Annotated in this window: 13 protein-coding genes; 4 read left to right on the plus strand and 9 right to left on the minus strand. The window is 63.3% G+C overall.

What is annotated here, in order from left to right:
• The first annotated feature begins 115 nt into the window (after window positions 1–115).
• A complete protein-coding gene (locus ABFD92_13045; protein MEN6505464.1) occupies window positions 116–2,275 on the plus strand; it encodes a glycoside hydrolase family 3 C-terminal domain-containing protein in 2,160 nt (719 codons plus the stop codon).
• A 114-nt stretch (window positions 2,276–2,389) separates the two neighbouring features.
• Here ABFD92_13045 and ABFD92_13050 read toward each other — a convergent pair whose 3' ends face one another.
• The 5 genes from ABFD92_13050 to ABFD92_13070 all read right to left on the minus strand — a co-directional run bounded on the left by ABFD92_13050 (window position 2,390) and on the right by ABFD92_13070 (window position 7,466).
• Window positions 2,390–3,355 carry a 3'(2'),5'-bisphosphate nucleotidase gene (locus ABFD92_13050; protein MEN6505465.1) on the minus strand — a complete coding sequence of 322 codons (966 nt, stop codon included), beginning with the start codon at window positions 3,353–3,355 and terminating at the stop codon, window positions 2,390–2,392.
• Between the two features lie 146 nt (window positions 3,356–3,501).
• Window positions 3,502–5,001, minus strand: a complete 1,500-nt coding sequence (locus ABFD92_13055; GenBank protein MEN6505466.1) for a fucose isomerase — start codon at window positions 4,999–5,001, stop codon at window positions 3,502–3,504.
• Between the two features lie 106 nt (window positions 5,002–5,107).
• The gene (locus ABFD92_13060) at window positions 5,108–6,274 is read right to left on the minus strand and encodes a PP2C family protein-serine/threonine phosphatase (GenBank protein ID MEN6505467.1); all 1,167 of its coding nucleotides are present in this window, start codon (window positions 6,272–6,274) and stop codon (window positions 5,108–5,110) included.
• Between the two features lie 101 nt (window positions 6,275–6,375).
• Window positions 6,376–6,834: a DUF192 domain-containing protein gene (locus ABFD92_13065; GenBank protein MEN6505468.1), complete on the minus strand. Its 459-nt coding sequence runs from the start codon at window positions 6,832–6,834 to the stop codon at window positions 6,376–6,378.
• A complete protein-coding gene (locus tag ABFD92_13070; protein ID MEN6505469.1) occupies window positions 6,831–7,466 on the minus strand; it encodes a Maf family protein in 636 nt (211 codons plus the stop codon). Before ABFD92_13070 ends, ABFD92_13065 begins: the two co-directional genes overlap by 4 nt.
• Before the next feature lie 261 nt (window positions 7,467–7,727).
• Here ABFD92_13070 and ABFD92_13075 point away from each other — a divergent pair, with 261 nt between their 5' ends.
• A complete protein-coding gene (locus tag ABFD92_13075) occupies window positions 7,728–8,003 on the plus strand; it encodes a hypothetical protein (GenBank protein ID MEN6505470.1) in 276 nt (91 codons plus the stop codon).
• 794 nt (window positions 8,004–8,797) lie between these two features.
• Window positions 8,798–9,409, plus strand: a complete 612-nt coding sequence (gene lexA / locus ABFD92_13080; protein MEN6505471.1) for a transcriptional repressor LexA — start codon at window positions 8,798–8,800, stop codon at window positions 9,407–9,409.
• Window positions 9,410–9,748: 339 nt separating this feature from the next.
• Here lexA and ABFD92_13085 read toward each other — a convergent pair whose 3' ends face one another.
• From ABFD92_13085 to dinD, 4 genes are all read right to left on the minus strand, one after another.
• Entirely contained in the window at window positions 9,749–11,653 is a 1,905-nt protein-coding gene (locus tag ABFD92_13085) for a LamG-like jellyroll fold domain-containing protein (GenBank protein ID MEN6505472.1), read from the minus strand.
• A gap of 541 nt (window positions 11,654–12,194) precedes the next feature.
• A complete protein-coding gene (locus ABFD92_13090; protein MEN6505473.1) occupies window positions 12,195–14,180 on the minus strand; it encodes a DUF2075 domain-containing protein in 1,986 nt (661 codons plus the stop codon).
• Between the two features lie 51 nt (window positions 14,181–14,231).
• Complete coding sequence (locus ABFD92_13095; GenBank protein ID MEN6505474.1) at window positions 14,232–15,158, minus strand: HNH endonuclease; 927 nt, start codon at window positions 15,156–15,158, stop codon at window positions 14,232–14,234.
• 73 nt (window positions 15,159–15,231) lie between these two features.
• The gene (gene dinD / locus ABFD92_13100) at window positions 15,232–16,098 is read right to left on the minus strand and encodes a DNA damage-inducible protein D (protein MEN6505475.1); all 867 of its coding nucleotides are present in this window, start codon (window positions 16,096–16,098) and stop codon (window positions 15,232–15,234) included.
• A gap of 608 nt (window positions 16,099–16,706) precedes the next feature.
• Here dinD and ABFD92_13105 point away from each other — a divergent pair.
• Window positions 16,707–17,483, plus strand: a complete 777-nt coding sequence (locus ABFD92_13105) for a DUF72 domain-containing protein (protein ID MEN6505476.1) — start codon at window positions 16,707–16,709, stop codon at window positions 17,481–17,483.
• Window positions 17,484–17,628: the final 145 nt, after the last annotated feature.

Here is a 17,628-nt window from a genome sequence, read left to right on the forward strand (position 1 = left end):
CAGCCTCCGGGCAGGCGAACAAGAGAATCGACGAGCCTTTCCGTCTCGATTCTCGATCTTGCTCGCCTCCGCCGCCTCCAATAGAATCATATCTTCCACAAAAAGGAATCCTTCCATGACCCAAGCTGCCGCGCCTGACGCTCCGAAATCCAAGCCCGCCAAACCCGCCTACCTCAACGCCTCGCTGCCCATGCCGCAGCGCGTGGCCGATCTCATCGGCCGCATGACCATCCAGGAGAAATGCACGCAGATGCTCTTCGACGCCCCGGCCGTCGAGCGGTTGGGCATTCCGGCGTACAACTGGTGGAACGAGTGCCTCCACGGCGTGGGGCGGTCCGGCATCGCGACGGTCTTTCCCCAGGCGATCGGGATGGCCGCGTCGTGGAACGTCGATCTGATGCAGAAGGTCGCCTCGGCCATCGCCGACGAAGGGCGCGCCAAGTATCACCACTACCTCCGCCGCAACGACGCGGACATCTATAAGGGCCTGACCTTCTGGACGCCCAACGTGAACATCTTCCGCGACGGCCGCTGGGGCCGCGGGCAGGAAACCTACGGCGAGGACCCGTACCTCACCGGCCGCATGGGCGTGGCGTTCGTCAAGGGGCTCCAGGGCGACCATCCCAAGTACCTCAAGAGCGTCGCGACGCCCAAGCACTACGCCGTTCACAGCGGGCCCGAGCCGCTGCGGCACGGATTCGACGCCATCGTCAGCAAGAAGGACCTGCGCGAGACGTACCTGCCGGCGTTCCGCGACACCGTCGTCGAGGGCAAGGCCCTGTCGGTGATGGGCGCGTACAACCGCGTCAACGGCGAGGCCTGCTGCGCCAGCAAGACCCTGCTGCAGGAAATCCTGCGCGACGAGTGGGGCTTTGAAGGCTACGTCGTCAGCGACTGCATGGCCATTTGCGACATCCACGAGCATCACAAGATCACGCACAACGCCACCGAGTCGGCCGCACTGGCCACCGAAAACGGCTGCGATCTCAACTGCGGCAAGGCATACCACTCGCTGCTGGCCGCGGTGCAGGGCGGTCTGCTGAGCGAGGCGTCCGTCGACCGCGCGCTGACGCGGCTGTTCATGGCGCGGTTCCGCCTGGGGATGTTCGACCCGCCGGCCAAGGTGCCCTTTGCCCGCACGCCGTTCTCGGTCGTCGACTGCCCCAAGCACCGCGATCTCAACATCGAGATGGCGCGGCAGTCCATCGTGCTGCTCAAGAACGAGGGCAACGTCCTGCCGCTGAAGAAGAACGTCAAGACCATCGCCGTCATCGGCCCCAACGCCTACGCGCCCAACGTGCTGCTGGGCAACTATAACGGCACGCCGAGTGAATCAATCACGCCGCTGGACGGCATCCGCCGGGCCGTCAGCAAGCAGACGCGCGTGCTGTATCAGCCGGGCTGCTTCGACTTTTCGGACAAGGACAACGAGTGGGTCGGCCGCGCGTCGCGCGGGTTCGCCGAGGCTCTGGAAGTGGCCGAGCAGGCCGATGTAATCGTGGCGGTCATGGGCCTGACGCCCGATCTCGAGGGCGAGGAGATGGGCGGCGAGGGCGGCGGCGACCGCGTCCGCATCGGCCTGGTCGGCATGCAGGAGCAACTGCTCCAGGCGCTGCACGCCACGGGCAAGCCCGTCGTGCTGGTGCTGCTCAACGGCAGCCCGATCTCGATTACGTGGGCGGCCGAGAATGTCCCAGCCATCGTCGAGGCGTGGTACCCCGGCGCCCAGGGCGGCCGGGCGATCGCTGACGTGCTCTTTGGCGACTGCAACCCCGCCGGCCGACTGCCGGTGACGATCGTCAAGTGCCTGGCCGACGTTCCGGACTTCAAAGACTACGCGATGAAGAATCGCACCTACCGCTACATGGAAGCCGAGCCGCTGTATCCGTTCGGATTCGGCCTGAGCTACACGACCTTCGCCTACGACAAGCTCAAGATCAAGCCCGCCGCCGGCGGGTCGTTCGCCGTCAGCGTCGAAGTGACCAACACCGGCAAACGCGACGGCGACGAGGTCGTGCAGCTTTACGTGACCGACGAAGAGGCCTCGGTAACCACGCCCAAGCGCGACCTGCGCGGCTTCAAACGCATCACGATCAAGCGCGGCCAGAAGAAGCGCGTGGCCTTCACCCTCACGCCTCGCGATCTGTCGCTGATCAGCAACGACGGCAATCGCATCCTCGAACCAGGCTGGTTTACCATCACCGTCGGCGGCTGTCAGGAAGGCCTCAAGGGCCGATTAGAAGTGATCGGGCAGAGGCAGGAACTGCCGTATTAGTAGCACGGCCGTCCCGGCCGTGAGTGGCATGGGCGTCTCGCCCATGCTCTTGCGGTGTGGCATGGGCGTCTCGCCCATGCTCCCCGGATTGCACGGGCAAGATGCCCGTGCTACTCACGGGCAAGATGCCCGTGCTACGGCTTCAAGCACCGCAGTGTGGCAGTGGCCGTTAGTGGCCACGATGCCGCGGTTGTTGATCAGCTTTGGACCCTGGGAGAAATCCAAATCTTTGCCCGCCGCGTCGGTCACGCGGCCGCCGGCTTCGGTGATGATCAAGTACCCGGCCGCGTGGTCCCACACGTTCTCTCGATAGTCCGGCGTCTTGGGATTGGGCAGGCGCAGGTAGGCCGAGGCGTCGCCGCGGGCGACGATGGCGTACTTGGCCTGGCTGTCCATGCGGATCGACGGCCGCGTGATTTTCAGCCGCGCCGCGATCGCCGCGTGACGGTCGTGATCGGTGTGGCCGCTCTCGACGCTCTCGGCCAGCACCAGTTCGGCGTCTCGCGAGACTCTCAGCGATCTCGGCTCGCCGCCGAGGGGCATCTCGACGGCCCCGCCTCGGGCGGTTGCATAGAACGTACAGCCGATCTGGCCGTTGTGGGCCGGAAGATTCGGGCACCCCAGCACGCCAACCTTGATCTGCCCGTCGATCCGCAGCGCCAGGGCGATGGCGTATTGCTCGCGGCGAAGAAAGCCCTTCGTGCCGTCGACGGGGTCGACGATCCACTGGCGGGCAGCCGAATCGCCGCGGCCGGCGTCGATCCACGAGCAGATGGTTTCCAGGTCCGGCGCGGTCACGGGGTCATAGCCGGCGTGGATGGCGGCGACGAGTTGCCTGCCCATCTCGCCGTCGCGCATGACCTGCGTGGCGTGCTCTTCGGCCAGGATGGAGTCGTTGGGGAAGGCTTTCTGGATCGCGCGGCAGATGATGGCCTGGGCGCCGAAGTCGGCGATGGTGACCGGGCTGCGGTCATCTTTGGCCAGCGAGGACGTGATGAGCGACTGCTGCACGTGCAGGCAGTAATTCATCGCGTCGCGAACGGCGCCGAAGGCGACGCTGGTTTCTTTGGTCAGATCCATCTGTGATTCAAAAACTTCCAAAGCGGCAGCTAAGGCTGCCGCACTCCAAGGGGCCGCGCTGCGATCTCAGTCTTTTTCCATTCGTGTCATCCGCCTTCGCCAAGGCTACGGCGGACAGGTTCGTGACATTCGTGGACGTAACTTCTTCAGCCCTCAAACGGGTTCTCGCCGGCGTACAGGTTGCCCGGCGCCAGCGGGGTGTTGATGTCGGTCAGGCCCAGCATCGCAGCGGCATCCCAGAGCACTTTGCCAACCGTCTGGAACGCCACCGCGCCGTGGTGCGGGAACTTCTTGCCGATCAGCACGTGGCGGTAGAACCGCGCGAAGTGCGGTATCGCGAACACGCCGATGCCGCCGAAGCTGCGCGGGTCGAGGTCCAGGATGTTCCCGTCGGCCACATAGCTGACGAGGTTGCCGTCGGCCGTGCCCTGGATGCGGAAGAACGTGATGGGTCCGGGGCGGAGCTGCCCCTCGAGCGTGCCGCGGGTGATGTCGGGGGCCTGCTTGGGGTCTTCCATCAGTCGGTTCATGATGAGCTGGAACTTCATCGAGCAGCTCTTCATGCAGCAGGCCGGCGTGTTGCCGCAGTGGAAGCCCATGAACAGGTCCACCGGCTGGGCGCCCATCAGGTTCATCCGCCCGCCGATCATGTCGGCAGGCACGGTGTTGTTGATGTCCAGCAGCGTCGCCGGCGTGTCGCTGGCGAGGTAGCACAGGTACTCGCTCAGGGCGCCGTAGATGTCGACCTCGCACGCCACCGGCATGCCGCGGCTGCTCATGCGGCTGTTGATGTAGCAGGGCACAAAGCCGAAGGCCTTCTCGAACGACGGCCAGCATTTGTTGGCGAAGATGGCGTACTGTCGGCTGCCGAGGTTCGCCTCGGCCCAGCGCACCAGCGCCACCTCGAACCGCGCCAGCTTGGGCAGCAGGTCGGGGTAGGCGTTGCCTTCGCCGAGTTCCTTGGCCATGTCGCGGGCGGTTTTCTTGACGTCGGCGTCGTCTTCGGCGACGGCCTGGTACGCCAGCAGCATGTCCAGCTCGGAGTTCTCCTGCACCTCGACGCCCATATCGTAGAGCTGCGAGATCGGGGCGTTGCAGGCGTAGAAATCCTGAGGCCGCGGTCCGAACGTGAAGATCTTCAGCCCCGCCACGGCGAGCTGAATGCGGGCGATCTTCGTCCAGTGGCCGATCTTGGCCGCCAGCTCGTCCGGCAGACCCACGGGCATCTGCGGGATGTAGACGTTCAGGTTGCGCAGGGCGAAGTTGATCGACGCGTTGAGCATGCCGCAGTACGCGTCGCCGCGGCCGTTGATGAGCGACTCGCCTGACTCCTCCGCCGCGGCACAGACCATCACCGCTCCGCCGAAGCGCTCGGCGAAGATCGCCAGCGGGCCCTCGGGTCCGAAGTTGCCCAGGAAGATCACAGCCGCATTCGCGCCGGCCTCGGCGGCCTCATCCAACGCCGCCAGCGTGTCCTTCTCGTTCTCGATAACGGTCTTGAGGGCGGTGACGTTGAGCCCGGCGGCCTTGCAGGACTTGTTCAGTGCCGCGAGGCGTTTGCGGGTGAGTTCGATGGGGAAGCAGTCGCGGCTGACGCCGACGAGCGCGATCTTGACCTGCGGTGCGTTGGGTAGTGCCTTTGCCATGTTCAATCTCCTGCGCGATCGAGCGCGTGAATGTGCCGCAAGTCTATATTCCCGCCGCGGGCATGTCCAGCGGGGCTGAAAAGATGCTAAGCCGCAAGTGGCGCAATCAGCGGCGGATTTCGAGGCCTAGCACGGTGATGTCGTCGCTGGCTTTGGCGTGGGCGTCGATCTGCGTGGACAGTTCCGCGATCAGCTCGTCGCAGGGCAGAGCCGCCCAGGGCGAGAGCAGGTCGCTCATCGGGAGGCGCGGCTGCGCGGTGATGGTTCGCAGGGCCTCTTCGATCCCGTCGCTGTAGAACACGACGCGGTCGCCGGCTGCCAGTTGCACGGTCCGGGCCTGGAAGGTGGCGTCGGGAAAGACGCCCAGCAGTCCGCCGTCGCAGGGGAGGATTTTGATGGAGCCGTCGGCGCCCAGCAGCAGCGCCTCGGGGTGTCCGGCGCGGCAGTAGGTCATCTGCAGGGTCTGGGTGTTGAGGACGGCATAGATCGCCGTGCAGAAATGGCACGAGGAGAGATTCTGCTGGCAAATCGAGGTATTGAGCTCCCGCAGCGACAGGTCCGGCGGAATGATCTGGTAGCTGTTGCCGCTGACGCGCTTGGTCTGCAGGGCCTTCTTGATGAACATGGTCAGCAGGGCCGCGGGCATGCCGTGCCCGACGGCGTCGGCGACGTAGAACCCGATAAAGCGCTCGTCCAGGCGCGTGACGTCGTAGATGTCGCCGCTGAGCCAACTGGCGGGGCTGAACAGCGCCGCGAAATGCGCCGGTGGAACTTCCGGCAGGCGCTGGGGCAGAAAGTCCTGCTGGAGCTTGGCGGCCAGTTGCATCTCCTCGTTGAGGCTGGCCACCGCGTCGGCGGCGCCGGCGCGGGCATGGTGGGCGGCCGCCAGCTCGCTGCGCAGGCCACGGACCATGGGTTCGATGCGTGCGAGCGTTTCGAGCTTGGCAGCGAGTTGCTCGGCGGGCGTGGCGAGGTCCAACCCGATGCATCGCCCGCTGTCCTGGTTGATCAGCGACCAGGCGACCGACTCGCCGCGAGGCAGCATGAACACGCACAGCCCCGTCGTCGCAGGCAGGCTCTCGAGCAGGCGAATCATGGCGGCAGGGTCCGACGCCTGACCGTTGGGATAGACGACGGTGAGGCCGTCGTGAGGTTTGTCGGCGGCAGGGTCGCTGAGGCGGCGCGTGTGGAAAACCCACCCGCGCGTCGCCGCGACCACGTTGGGCGGCGCCGGTTCATCGGAACACCAGATGACCTTGGGTTGCCTGTTCAAGAAAGCCCTCTGCATCCGCGCGAAGTGTCCGCGGGCTGGCGGTTTTCCTGTAGGACTCATCGTCAACGCCCGGCGGGGGCTTTAGTAACGAAAGGCGGCCGTCAGGGGCGGATGTGGATCTGCTGCCCGACCGCGACGTTGTGGCGCGCCAGCGACCCGGCGGCCACTTCCAGGGCGTACTGGGCGGGCTGGCCGGAGCTGTACGCGACGCGACCGACGCGGTCGGGTTCGGCCTTCATCGTGTGCATCGAGACGACGACCCCCTGCTCGTCGAGGAAGGCGATGTCGAGGTCGATGAAACAGCCGCGCATGCAGAACTCGAGCACCTGAGGATTCTCGTAGATGAAAAGCATCCCCGCGTCGTCAGAAAGACTGGTGCGTCCGCTGAGGCCCTGGTATCGCTGCTCGTATGTGCGGGCCAGTTCGAGATGCCAGGTGTGGCCGTTGACGGAGGCGGTCGGTCCGCCCTGGGCGTTCGGGGCGGCGGCGGGCCGGCTCGGATGCGAGCACCCGGCCAAAGCCGCCGCGGCGATCGCGATGGCGAGGGATGTCGCTTTCATAGGCTGTGCCCGTCGCGGCAGCAGGGGTCGCCGGCGTCGCGCGTGGTCGCCAGGGCGAGCATGCGATCGAGCAGTTCCATCGGCAGGCCGACGACGTTGGTGAAGCTGCCTTCGATTTTGGTGATGAACCGGTCGGCCGTTTCCTGAATGGCGTAGGCGCCGGATTTGCCCTGCCACTCGCCGCTGTCGAGATAGGCGGCCACTTCGGTCTCGCTCATGGCTCGCATGGTGACGAAGGTAGTATCGGAGGCGATCAGGCGTCGTGGTCCCGGGCCCAGCAGCGCCACGCCGGTGATGACGCTGTGGCGGCTGCCCGAGAGCGTCTGGAGCATCGTGCGCGCCTCGAGACGATGGGCGGGCTTGCCCAGGAGCGTTCCGTCAGTGGCGGCCACCACCGTGTCGGCGCCCAGGACGAGACTCTCGCTGTGGCTTTCGGCTACGCTTCGGGCCTTGTAGTACGCCAGAGCCTCGGCGGTCTGGGCGGCGGTCATGCCCGGCTGGAGCGAAGCGGGCTCGTCCAGCGGCGGGTCGACCGCCCTGAATGCGATACCGCCCTGGCGCAGCAGGCTCCTGCGTCGCGGGCTGGAAGAGGCCAATATTAAATCCATCGTGCGGGTCATTTCGGTCATCATGATATCACGTCCGATTGCCGGTGTCTGCGATGATAAGTGGCAAAGAGGGCAGATCTGGTTACAGGGATGGTAAGAGAAACAATCTGTAGGTGGATTTCCGATATTTATCTCAGGAAAAGAAGGCTGTTTTCAGGGATTCCCTCTTGATCAAAGCAGGATGTCGCTGTAAAATGCAGCCACACTTAGCTATCAGGAGTTCAGGAGACTAGCGGCGGCCGTTTTAGAGGAAGCGGGTGCCGCGCATTAGGGGCCGGATTTCAAATGAATGAATTAGCATTGAAAGAACGCCTGGCGGAGTTGCGTGAAGCAATCTGCGCTTCGGGCCTTCCGGACGCAAAATACGTTTCCGATCAACTGCTCACCAGCGATCTGATCTGCGGCGAGACCGACTCGGTCGAAGCCGACCTCGATCAACTCCGCCTGCAGATGAAGTACATGCTGTTCGACCTCGAAGCCACCCGGCGCGAGAATCGATATCTGCGACAGATGCTCGAGACCCGCCCGCCCAACGCCCCCGGCGAAACGCCCGGATTCTGACGCAACCGATACATCGATCTCATGCCGCCCCTGCCGAAAGCAAGGGCGGCTTTTTTTTGGCAACCGGGCAAGGCCTTCTTCTCCCCGTGCCTTTCCGTCAAGTCTCCGCCACTCCGGCGACGATAGTGGAACAGCAAGCGGTAGGGGCCGCGACTCCACGCGCGTCCCAGATACTGCATGTCGGGAATCTTGTCGGCGACGGATCGCCGGCCGGGACGGGGTGGCCACGGAAGGCTGGAAAGATTTTCTAAGCTTTCGCTTTGCGTTTGGCCGATGTTAGGGTAGCATACATATGAAAGACCAACATGACAACCTGAGACGCGACGGGCGGGCGAGCCGGCCGGCGGAGCCCGCGGACGGACTGATGTACCCGGTGGAGAAAGAAACGCTGCCCGTGTGCCAGTTCGGCCCCGGCGGCGTGTATCGAACATCGTGGCCGGCGCGGTTTGCCCCGCTGCCGCTGGAACCGCCGACGGTCAAGATCGCCGATGAGGCCGCCGCCATGGGCCTGGAAGCTCCGCTGGTGAGCGTCGGGCCTGAGGGCATTGTCTGGCGGAAACGCCCGCAACGCTCAGGCCCTCACCAGGAAAACCGGGCGGGGTTCTGGACCGCCGTGACGGGTTTGTTAGGGTTTCGCGAGCACAAGGATGTCGTGCTGGCCAACGCCACGGCCCCGCTGGAGCAGGTGGCGATGGTTCAGCCGCCCGACGCCCGCCTGACGGCCGCGCGGGGCTACGTGGTCAGCGCGTCGCGTGCAGCCGCGGCTATCCGGGCACAGACCCAGGAGAACGAACATGCAGACAGAGACTTTGACTCCCCGACAGTTGGAGATCCTGAGGTACATCCGCGACTATCGCAACCGCTGCGGTTATTCGCCGACGATGCAGGAGATGGGCGATCATCTGCAACTGACAAAAGTCACGGTCTTCGAGCACGTCGGCGCCTTGGAAAGAAAAGGGCTGCTCATCCGCGGGCCCAAGCACAAGGCTCGCTCTTTGCAGGTCCGGCCTGATTACTCCTTCGAAGACGAAACGCCCAGCCGCATTCCGCTGGTGGGGCGCATCGCCGCCGGTGCGCCGATCGAAGCGATCGAGGATACCCGCAGCCTGGATGTGGACGAGCTTTTCGACGTGGGCGGCTCGACCTTCGCCCTGGAGGTCACCGGCGACAGCATGATCGAAGAGCACATCGCCGACGGCGACTACGTGATCTGCCGCCGCAGCGAAACCGCCCGCAACGGCGACAAGGTCGTCGCCCTGCTCGCCGACGGCGAAGCGACGCTCAAGACCTTCTACAAAGAAAAAGACCGCATCCGCCTCCAGCCCGCCAATCGCAAGTACAAACCGATCTACGTCCGCAACGTGGCGATCCAGGGCGTGGTCGTCGGCGTCATCCGCCGCGTCTGAGCCGCTGGCGGCGGAATGGGTGGCATGGCGACGCACGTTTGGGTTTCTCGTGGGTCGCCATGATGCTCAGCGCACGCCCATGGCGACCCGCAGAACAACGCGTGTCGCCATGCCACCCCAAGCTAATCCGAAAACTGCATGAACCGCAGAGATCGCAGAGCACGCGGAGTAGCAAATGGCTTAAAACAAGACCATCTAACGTCGCCGTCGGCGTTAATTCGAAAAAACAGACTGTCCCCGCTTCCGTAGTTTTCTGTAAATCTTTTCGTTCAAAACATCTCTGCGGCCTCTGCGATCTCAGCGGTGAAATATCTGGGGTAATCCGCAATCCGAAATCTGCTACTCGACGTTCACCACGCGCACCTGGCCGAGCACCGTCCAGACGATGTACATGGCCGAGACGCTGTCGCGCGTGCTGCGCTCGATCTCGCCCACTCGCAGGCGGTCGGCCCCGATGAACGCGAACGCGCCGCTAGTGCCCATCTGCTCCTCGGGCTCGAACGTCTTGGTGTACCGCGCCCGGTTCGAGAGGCGCACGGCCGCCACCTTGCCGCCGAAGCCCTTGGTGCCCCAGTATCCGGCGTTGGACCCGGCCCCGCCGCCGATGGACGCGCCCTCGGCGTCGCCGGGAACGGCGGGCGTTCCGACTTGGCGTTCGGCAAGCATTTTGCCGTCGACCCACAGCGACAGGTGCCCCGCGGCGTATTGGATCGCGACGTGGCACCATTTGTTGCGGTCGCCCAGCGGGGCCGATATCACCGCCGCCGCAACGGGCTCTGTCCGGTCTTTGCCCTGGTCGTCGCGGAAGTGGCGGAGGTGTTCCTTCGCGTCGCCGAAGGCGAAATGCAGGCGGTCCTTGAACAACCCCAGCGCCATCCCCGTGCGCGACGAGCCCTGGTCGATGATGATCCCGTCGTCCTTGCCGGCCTGCATCCACAGGTCGATCGTGCGATACGCGTACGCGGCGCGGAACTGCGCCGGCGAGTTCGACACCAGCCGCCCCGACGACAGATCCAGCGTCCGCACGAACTTCATCACCTGGCGGGTCTTCTTCTGCTCCAGGCTCAGCAGCATCGCCTCGACGCTCTTGAGGGCGGCCGACGCCTGGGCCCGGCGGGTGTCGGCGGTTTCGTGCAGATCGAGGTACTGCTGGAGATACTCGCGCGCCCGCTGTCCGATCAGCGCTTTGCCCTGGTCGGTCGCGCGCTCGAGCAGCCCCTCGTACCACAGCCCCAGGCGCAGGCTCTGGTGCTCGTCCATCGCCGCCGCGCTGCGCTGGGCGTCGGGCAGATTGTCCCGATAGTCCGCCGGCGCCCCCGGCGTCAGCAGGGCCGCCGCCTTGTCCGGGGCGTTGCGCTCCACCACGTACAGGCGCATCAACTCGTTGCGGGCGTTCTGGTCGGCGGGGTTGGCCTCGATGCGCTTCCGCAGCACCGTCATCGCGATGCCGATGGGCTTCAGCGCCGCGTATCGAGCCTGGGCGGCCTCGAGCGCCTCGACCTTGTCCGACTTGATCGCCTTGGCCGCCGGGATCGCCCGGTAGCAGGCGTCGCAGGCCTCGTTGAACGCGTCGTCCTCGGACAGCGCCTCGGCCAGCCGGAGCGTGTCGGCCACGAGCAGGTTCCCATCGCGCACGCGGTCTTCGCCGTGGCTGGCGGCGAAGCTCTTGCGCCGGATCTCGACCAGCGCCTCCAGCCACGCCCGGCTCTTCCACGGCGCCAGGGCGAGCAACTGCTCCAGCGCCGTCGCGGCCGTCGTCTGCCCCGCCGCGCTGGGCGCCGACAGCTCGTAGGCTTTCTCGCACATCGCCGCGGCGAAGAACACGTCCTCTGCCGCCTCGGCCTGCATTGTCAGAATTGCCTCGGCCAGCGACAGGTCGTCCTGGACTGCCGGCGTCGCCAGCGCCGCGCGAACGTGCCTGCCCAGGATGCGATCGAACTCGCCGGCGGCCTTCTTGACTTGCTGGGCCCGCTGGGCGTCGGTGAGCCTCTGGGCCTGGGCGACGGGCGAGGTCGCCGCCGCCGACGCCGGACGGCTCGACGCCGCCCCGCGCGCCTCGGGTTGGCTGGCGGCCGCCGGGCGGGTGCTCGCCTGCCCCGCCGGTCGAGCGACCGGTCGACCCGCCGGCCGGCTGGCGGCTCTGCGTGCCGGACGCGACGTCGGCGCAGCCGCCGTCCCGCCCGCCGACCCCAGTACCATCGAAGCGACCATCAAGGCCGCCGCCGTCGCAGCGCCACGTTCCATAGACCCACCTCGTAAGAGTCGCGACGCCTCCCCCCGCAGCCGCCGCCGGTCCAAGGCATTATAATACCTAACGCCCCCGCCGGGCCAATGTTGCTTTGCGGCCAAAGAATCGCCCCGCCAATCCCCACCCCGCCGGTCAAGCCCGCCTCCACCGCGACTTGCACTTTCCTTGCACTTTGTTGTACTTTTCACAGCACTTTCGCGGAAGTGCAACAACGGGGCATCCGCTGATAGCCGATGGCTTAAAGCTGATAGACCTCACCACAATTGTCGTTCCTTGCACTTTGTTGTACTTTTCACAGCGGTTTCGGTGGAATCGCAACAATCAGTTTCAAAAAGGTCTTAAGCGATATCCTCTTTCGCTCGAAAGACGAATACTCGTCAGCCCAGAGCACAACGCCCGCGTCGCAAAATCTTCTGGTTCTATGATTTTGTGGTGATGTCCCCTTCCTCTGTGGCTACTGGCTATGAATGAGCACGCCGGGTGCGAGTCTCTTACCGGATGTCCTCTCAGGCAATCCGCCATCAGGTATTCCCGGCTCTATATGATCTCAAATCCCACCTCGCGCAGGTATTCAAACGTCGGATCGTAATATGCGGTCCTGCGGGTGGGATCGGAGGGGTCGCCGTTGGGGACAACGATCACCATTCCCTGGCGCGCCCGGGTCAGCAGGACCCGATACGAATTCTTGAGGTACATCTGGCGATGCGACTTGCGGATGTTCTCCCAGCGGTGCCCTCGTTTGAATGACCAGTGCTGCCAGCCCTTGTCGCTGTAGCGGAAGTCTGCGTCCCACGTTACGCAGGTCCAATCCAACTCCAAGCCCTGCACAGCAAACTCAGTCGCCACATCCTCCAGATAGTAAGAAGATCGAACGTCTTCTTTAGGATTCAAAAACCAATGGACCGGATCCATGGGCGCCTTCACGTGGATAGCGTGAGGGCGGAGTCGCTCGGCTTGCGATGAAACTATGATCCCGTACCTCTCTGAGCCCCTGGCCTTCCATCGCAGCCATTCCTTGGCTGTGCGCACGTCGCGCGTGACCACGAGGGGATACTTGGACCTAATCTTGGCCAGCGTCCCCCGCGCGGCGTCGCCCTCGAGGTCCAGAATCTGCTTAACGAGCAGCGATACGTGCTCAGCACGAAAGGAACGCATCGAGACGGCCAGATGCAGTTCGTCCGCGTAATTCACGTGCCGCAGGGCTTTGATTCTTTCCAGCGCCTGCCCGGCCGCGTATTCGCTATCCGTCAGACGCGGCGACACATACACGTGCCAGTCTGGGTACGCGCGCTGGAGCGACTCGATCCACTCGCTGATGCCAGCCTCGCCAGTATTGATCTCCTGGCCGCCACCGACCAGGCAAACAATGACGGCCCAGTCGTTGTGGCGGTCCAGGCATGAGATCAGGAACTGGGGCTCGGAAAGGTCGAAGTTGAGAACCTTCTTTTTGTTGCGCATGAACTTGGCCGTCTGCTCTAAGTCCCACGCGCGCTGGGCCTCGTCAAAGATGGCCACGTGTTCAATCGGCGGACGCAGTCTATCGACTAGGCAATCGTCGCGGAAATGGTGCACGTTCTGGATGAACTGCTTGACTGTGCTCCGGGCCTCCCCCAGGGAGAGTCTATTGCCTTTTTCACGCTGGCGTCGGACTTTATCTCGCGCCAACGCTTCACAGAGAATCTTGACCAAGGGCCCGTTGCCCGAGAGGAAGACGCTGTAGAGCTCGGTATCCTTGTCACTATGCTTGTTTGCAATATCCAGTCCCACAAGCGTCTTGCCCGCCCCCGGCACGCCGGTTACGAAGCAGATGGCCTTGTGCTTCTCCCCCTGGGCACGGCTTATAATGTCTGAAATGCAGTTGGATGTGCCTGTGAGGTTAATAGCCTCGGCATCGCGTCGGGAGATTTCCTCCACCGAGTGCCCGCGATAGAGCGCCGTGGCGGCCTCAACGATCGTCGGCGTGGGATGATACCGCCCCTGCTCCCATGCGGCCGCATCAATCGCCGGGCCGTCAACGAAGCTCAGGACGTTCTTGATCACCTCGCCAAGATGGGACCTGGTGCTGCGAATCGGCTGTAGAATCCGGTCGTTCTGCGGCGTCATGGCAATGGTTGTCGCCGCGCGCCTTGCCTCGGTAGGAATCAGTACCGGCGCGATCGCGCAGCCGTGGCTGGGCTCGTGAAAGTTCTTCAAGTCCAGCGCGTAATCCCAGACCTGATCGATCGCGTGGCCCGCGAAGTCCTTTTCCCCGACCTTGAACTCCAGAACGAATACAACGTGATCGACGATGACCACCACATCGATTCGCCGTCCCAGCCGTGGGATGGAGTATTCAAAAAACACCGCTCCGCGGCCGCGGTAGTCCGTCAGCACGTCTGTGAGGATGGCGATCTCTTCCTGCCAAGCATCGGTCTGTGTCGTTTCGGTAGCAAATTCGGCTCCGCGAGCAAGGGCGCCCAGAATCGCATCTGGCTCCTTGTCGAGAAATCCCGCAATTGGATCGGAATAGTAATGCCGTTTCATGGGCAGGGGAGATTATGCCAAGTGGGACGTTTGAGAGCAACACCTCAAAGATCACGAGGCTTTCTCGAACTTGTGGTGCGTCCGATGCCAGCGCAGGCAATCGAGGTCCGGCCGAAGGTAGGGGTTATCCGGCAGAAGAATTTCCCGGCCCGCCATTGGCTTGAGCAAATAGGCCTCTTCGCCCGCTTCGTCAAAGCGGGCTTGGGCGACTATTACGCGCATGTCCGGGCTGATGGACCAGAAGCCCCGATCGAAGAGCCAGTGCGCGGTCTTGGTCAGCGCGATCCCGTTGCCGGGATGATTGGGCCCGCCCTTCTTGAACTGGTGGATGTGGGCTGCATCAAGGGGCGTTACTCCATCGACCGAAATCATGCGATACCGCGTGAGGGCGCACGTGTAGTTGTAAGCCGGCAGAACCCGAATGGAAAACCTGGCGTCGCGCTTGGCCTGCGAATCATCCGCCGTCAGGAAACGTGATGCATCGGCGGCAACAACATCGTCGGGAGGAGCCTCTATCCCAAGAAGAGCGTAGAGTTCCGCCCTTTCGCTTGGCTTGAAATACTTGGCGATCAGGGTTCGCCGCGCCAGAGCGCGGAAGGATGAATCGCACAGGCATATCCAGAATGAAGGATCCAATTGCGCCAGCTCTGCGCGCTTGCGATCCTCGGCGGGTCGGCCGTCTGCCTCCAGGGGGTTCCATACTCCCTCGCTGCGAAGATGGAAGAATGGAAGCCTCACGTCAGGCTTTGTGCGTCGCCTCTCGGCCACGATCTTCCAGTAAGAGCTGAAGCGAAACGCAAGGTCGCCGTCTCTTCTCAGGATCGCGCCGCTGAGTTTTCCCTCCTCAGCCAAATCACAGGCGACCAATAGCAAAAGAGGCTTGTGCGGCGCTATCCCCTTGGCGGGGTCGTAATGGATATTGCTGAGAACGCCCAGCCAGCGGATATCTTCAGAAGCTCCCAGAGTGGACCCGTTCATGGGTGAACAAGATATCGGTGCGCCGCGGGATCCGCAAGTACGGATGTCGGGAGGGCTGCAGGCCGCATCCCGGTCAGGTTCCCGCCTTTGTTTCGCCTTCGAAGGGCTCGACTTCTTTGGGTAGCTTCTTCTGCTGCGACGCCAGGCGGCGCTGGACCTTCTTGACGTCCTCGGCCGCCGGGAGCGACTCGGGGACGATCCCGCGGGCGACGAGCAGGCCGCGAACGTCTCGGTTGTTCTTGACGTGCTCGTCGGCAATGACGCCCTCAGTGCGCAGGTCGTTGGCCTTGATGTTGAAATTGGTGATCTCGTTGGCGAAGTCCTTGGCCTTGATCGTGATGGTGGGCAGGAAGTCCGCCAGCGGCCGCGTCCTGGGCACGCGAAGCTTGGCCTTCATATCCTGCGTGGTGCGTCCGCCAAAGAGGGCGGTATCGCCCTTGCTGCGAATCCGGGCGAAACTCTCATGCGCCCGCAGTCGGTCGAAGATGACGTCCGAAAGCTCCTTCTCCGAATGAGTGAGTTTCTTTCGCGCGTTGACGCGCTCGGCCTCGGCCAGACGTTGCTCGACTATCTCCTGCTTGCGGGTCTGGACGGCGAAGTAGGTTTGGGCGAAGGCGATCTGTTCCTTGGCCGGATCGCCGTTCTGGGCGATCAGATAGCAGGCGTAGCGGGTCAGGGCGATGTCCTGAATCTCCCTGACAGCCCCCGAACCCAGGTCGACCATTTTCGTCAAACCACGAAAATGGTCCTTCGGATCACAACCACTCTTTGTGCAAGCAGTTATAGCGCGATCAACAACCTTGGCAAAGCTCTCCCACCGTGCATATTCCAGCAGCACTTGCAGGTCGCGGGCACACCAGTATTCCACCCCGCTTTCGGAGTCCTTGTGGACCATGTCTTCAAAATTCGCATGCAGTCGAACGACGATTTCCTTGTCCATGTCTTACCCCTTCAATAAGTCGAGCGAACTATTTTCCCAATGTCGGCAAAAGCATTGCGGCCTTTCAAAGACGATGGGGCAGTCCCCTGTCGGAAAATGCCCTGCGGGGCATTATGCCTTCGCGGCGGCCGGTTCGCAAGACAGTAGGGCATTTGCAATTTCCAATTGGGAATTTCCAATTGAAGAGGGAACCGCGCCGGCTCCGGCGTGAGCCTTCCGGCAAATTGGAAATTGGAAATCGGAAATTGGCAATGGAGGAATCGTACCGGCTTGGGCTTCCCGGCAAATTGGAAATTGGAAATCGGAAATTGGCAATGGAGGAATCGTACCGGCTTGGGCCTCCCGCCAAATTGGAAATTGAAAATCGGAAATTAGCAATGGAGGAATCGTACCGGGTTGGGCTTCCCGGCAAATTGGAAATTGGAAATCGGAAATTGGCAATGGAGGAATCGTACCGGGTTGGGCCTCCCGGCAAATTGGAAATTGGAAATGGAGGAATCGTACCGGGTTGGGCCTCCCGGCAAATTGGAAATTGAAAATTGAAAATTGGAAATCGGAAACGGCATCCTTCCTGCCGTCGCGGCGGGCTGTCGGGTACTATTACGGTGATGGGCGCGAAGGCTCAATTTGTCATTGGCACGTGCGGGTATTCGTTTGGCGACTGGGTTGGGAGTTTTTATCCGGCCCAGGTTCGGACGGGGGATATGTTTGATTATTACGCGCGGCAGTTTGCGGCTGTCGAGTTGAACTTCACGTACTACCGCATGCCGTCGGCCGCGACGATGGGGGCGCTGGCGGGCAAGAGCCCGGCGGGGTTCGAGTTCTGGGTCAAGGCCAACCAGGACACCACGCACAAGCAGCTTCGCGAGGCGGCTGGGCCGTTCCTCGAGGCCCTGGCGCCGATGTCGGCGGCGGGCAAATTGGCCGGGGTGCTGCTGCAGTTTCCCCAGTCGTTCCATCGAACGGTGGGCAATCGCAAGTACCTGGCGGCCGTCTGCGACGACCTGGCGGCGGTTCGGTTGGCGGTGGAGTTTCGGCACTGTTCGTGGCAGGACGAGGCGGCTATGCAGTCGCTGCGAGAGCGGGGCGTGCTGCTGGTGGTACCGGATGTTCCGGACCTGGCCGAGCTGTACCATCACGCCCCGGTGGCCACGGCGGGGGCGGGGTACTTCCGCCTGCACTCGCGTGACGCGGCCAAGTGGCACGCGGGCTACGCGGCCCGATATGATTACAATTACGGTGACGCCGAGCTGGAAGAGATCGCCCGCGGCTGGTCGTCGCTGGAGGCGCCGGTAGACAAGGTTTACGCGTTCTTCAACAACTGCCACGCCGGCCAGGCGGCCGCGAATGCCAAGGCGTTCGAGCGGATTGTGCGGGAACTCTGAGTGGTGAGTGGACCTGTCCGCCGTAGCCTTGGCGAAGGCGGATGGGTGGATGAATGGATGGATGGATGGATGAATGGATGAATGGATGAGTGGATGAGTGGATGAATGGACCTGGGTTAGAGGTTAGAGGTTGGAGGTTGGGGAT

It is taken from the genome of Planctomycetaceae bacterium (assembly GCA_039680605.1).
GTDB lineage: Bacteria > Planctomycetota > Phycisphaerae > SM23-33 > SM23-33 > JAJFUU01.

Excerpts from the sequence above, each read along its gene's own strand:
- ABFD92_13055 (MEN6505466.1), bottom strand. The coding sequence starts at position 5,001 with ATGGCAAAGGCACTACCCAACGCACCGCAGGTCAAGATCGCGCTCGTC.
- ABFD92_13070 (MEN6505469.1), bottom strand. The coding sequence starts at position 7,466 with ATGATGACCGAAATGACCCGCACGATGGATTTAATATTGGCCTCTTCC.
- lexA (MEN6505471.1), top strand. The coding sequence starts at position 8,798 with ATGCAGACAGAGACTTTGACTCCCCGACAGTTGGAGATCCTGAGGTAC.
- ABFD92_13050 (MEN6505465.1), bottom strand. The coding sequence starts at position 3,355 with ATGGATCTGACCAAAGAAACCAGCGTCGCCTTCGGCGCCGTTCGCGAC.
- ABFD92_13105 (MEN6505476.1), top strand. The coding sequence starts at position 16,707 with ATGGGCGCGAAGGCTCAATTTGTCATTGGCACGTGCGGGTATTCGTTT.
- ABFD92_13095 (MEN6505474.1), bottom strand. The coding sequence starts at position 15,158 with ATGAACGGGTCCACTCTGGGAGCTTCTGAAGATATCCGCTGGCTGGGC.
- dinD (MEN6505475.1), bottom strand. The coding sequence starts at position 16,098 with ATGGACAAGGAAATCGTCGTTCGACTGCATGCGAATTTTGAAGACATG.
- ABFD92_13045 (MEN6505464.1), top strand. The coding sequence starts at position 116 with ATGACCCAAGCTGCCGCGCCTGACGCTCCGAAATCCAAGCCCGCCAAA.
- ABFD92_13065 (MEN6505468.1), bottom strand. The coding sequence starts at position 6,834 with ATGAAAGCGACATCCCTCGCCATCGCGATCGCCGCGGCGGCTTTGGCC.
- ABFD92_13085 (MEN6505472.1), bottom strand. The coding sequence starts at position 11,653 with ATGGAACGTGGCGCTGCGACGGCGGCGGCCTTGATGGTCGCTTCGATG.
- ABFD92_13075 (MEN6505470.1), top strand. The coding sequence starts at position 7,728 with ATGAATGAATTAGCATTGAAAGAACGCCTGGCGGAGTTGCGTGAAGCA.
- ABFD92_13090 (MEN6505473.1), bottom strand. The coding sequence starts at position 14,180 with ATGAAACGGCATTACTATTCCGATCCAATTGCGGGATTTCTCGACAAG.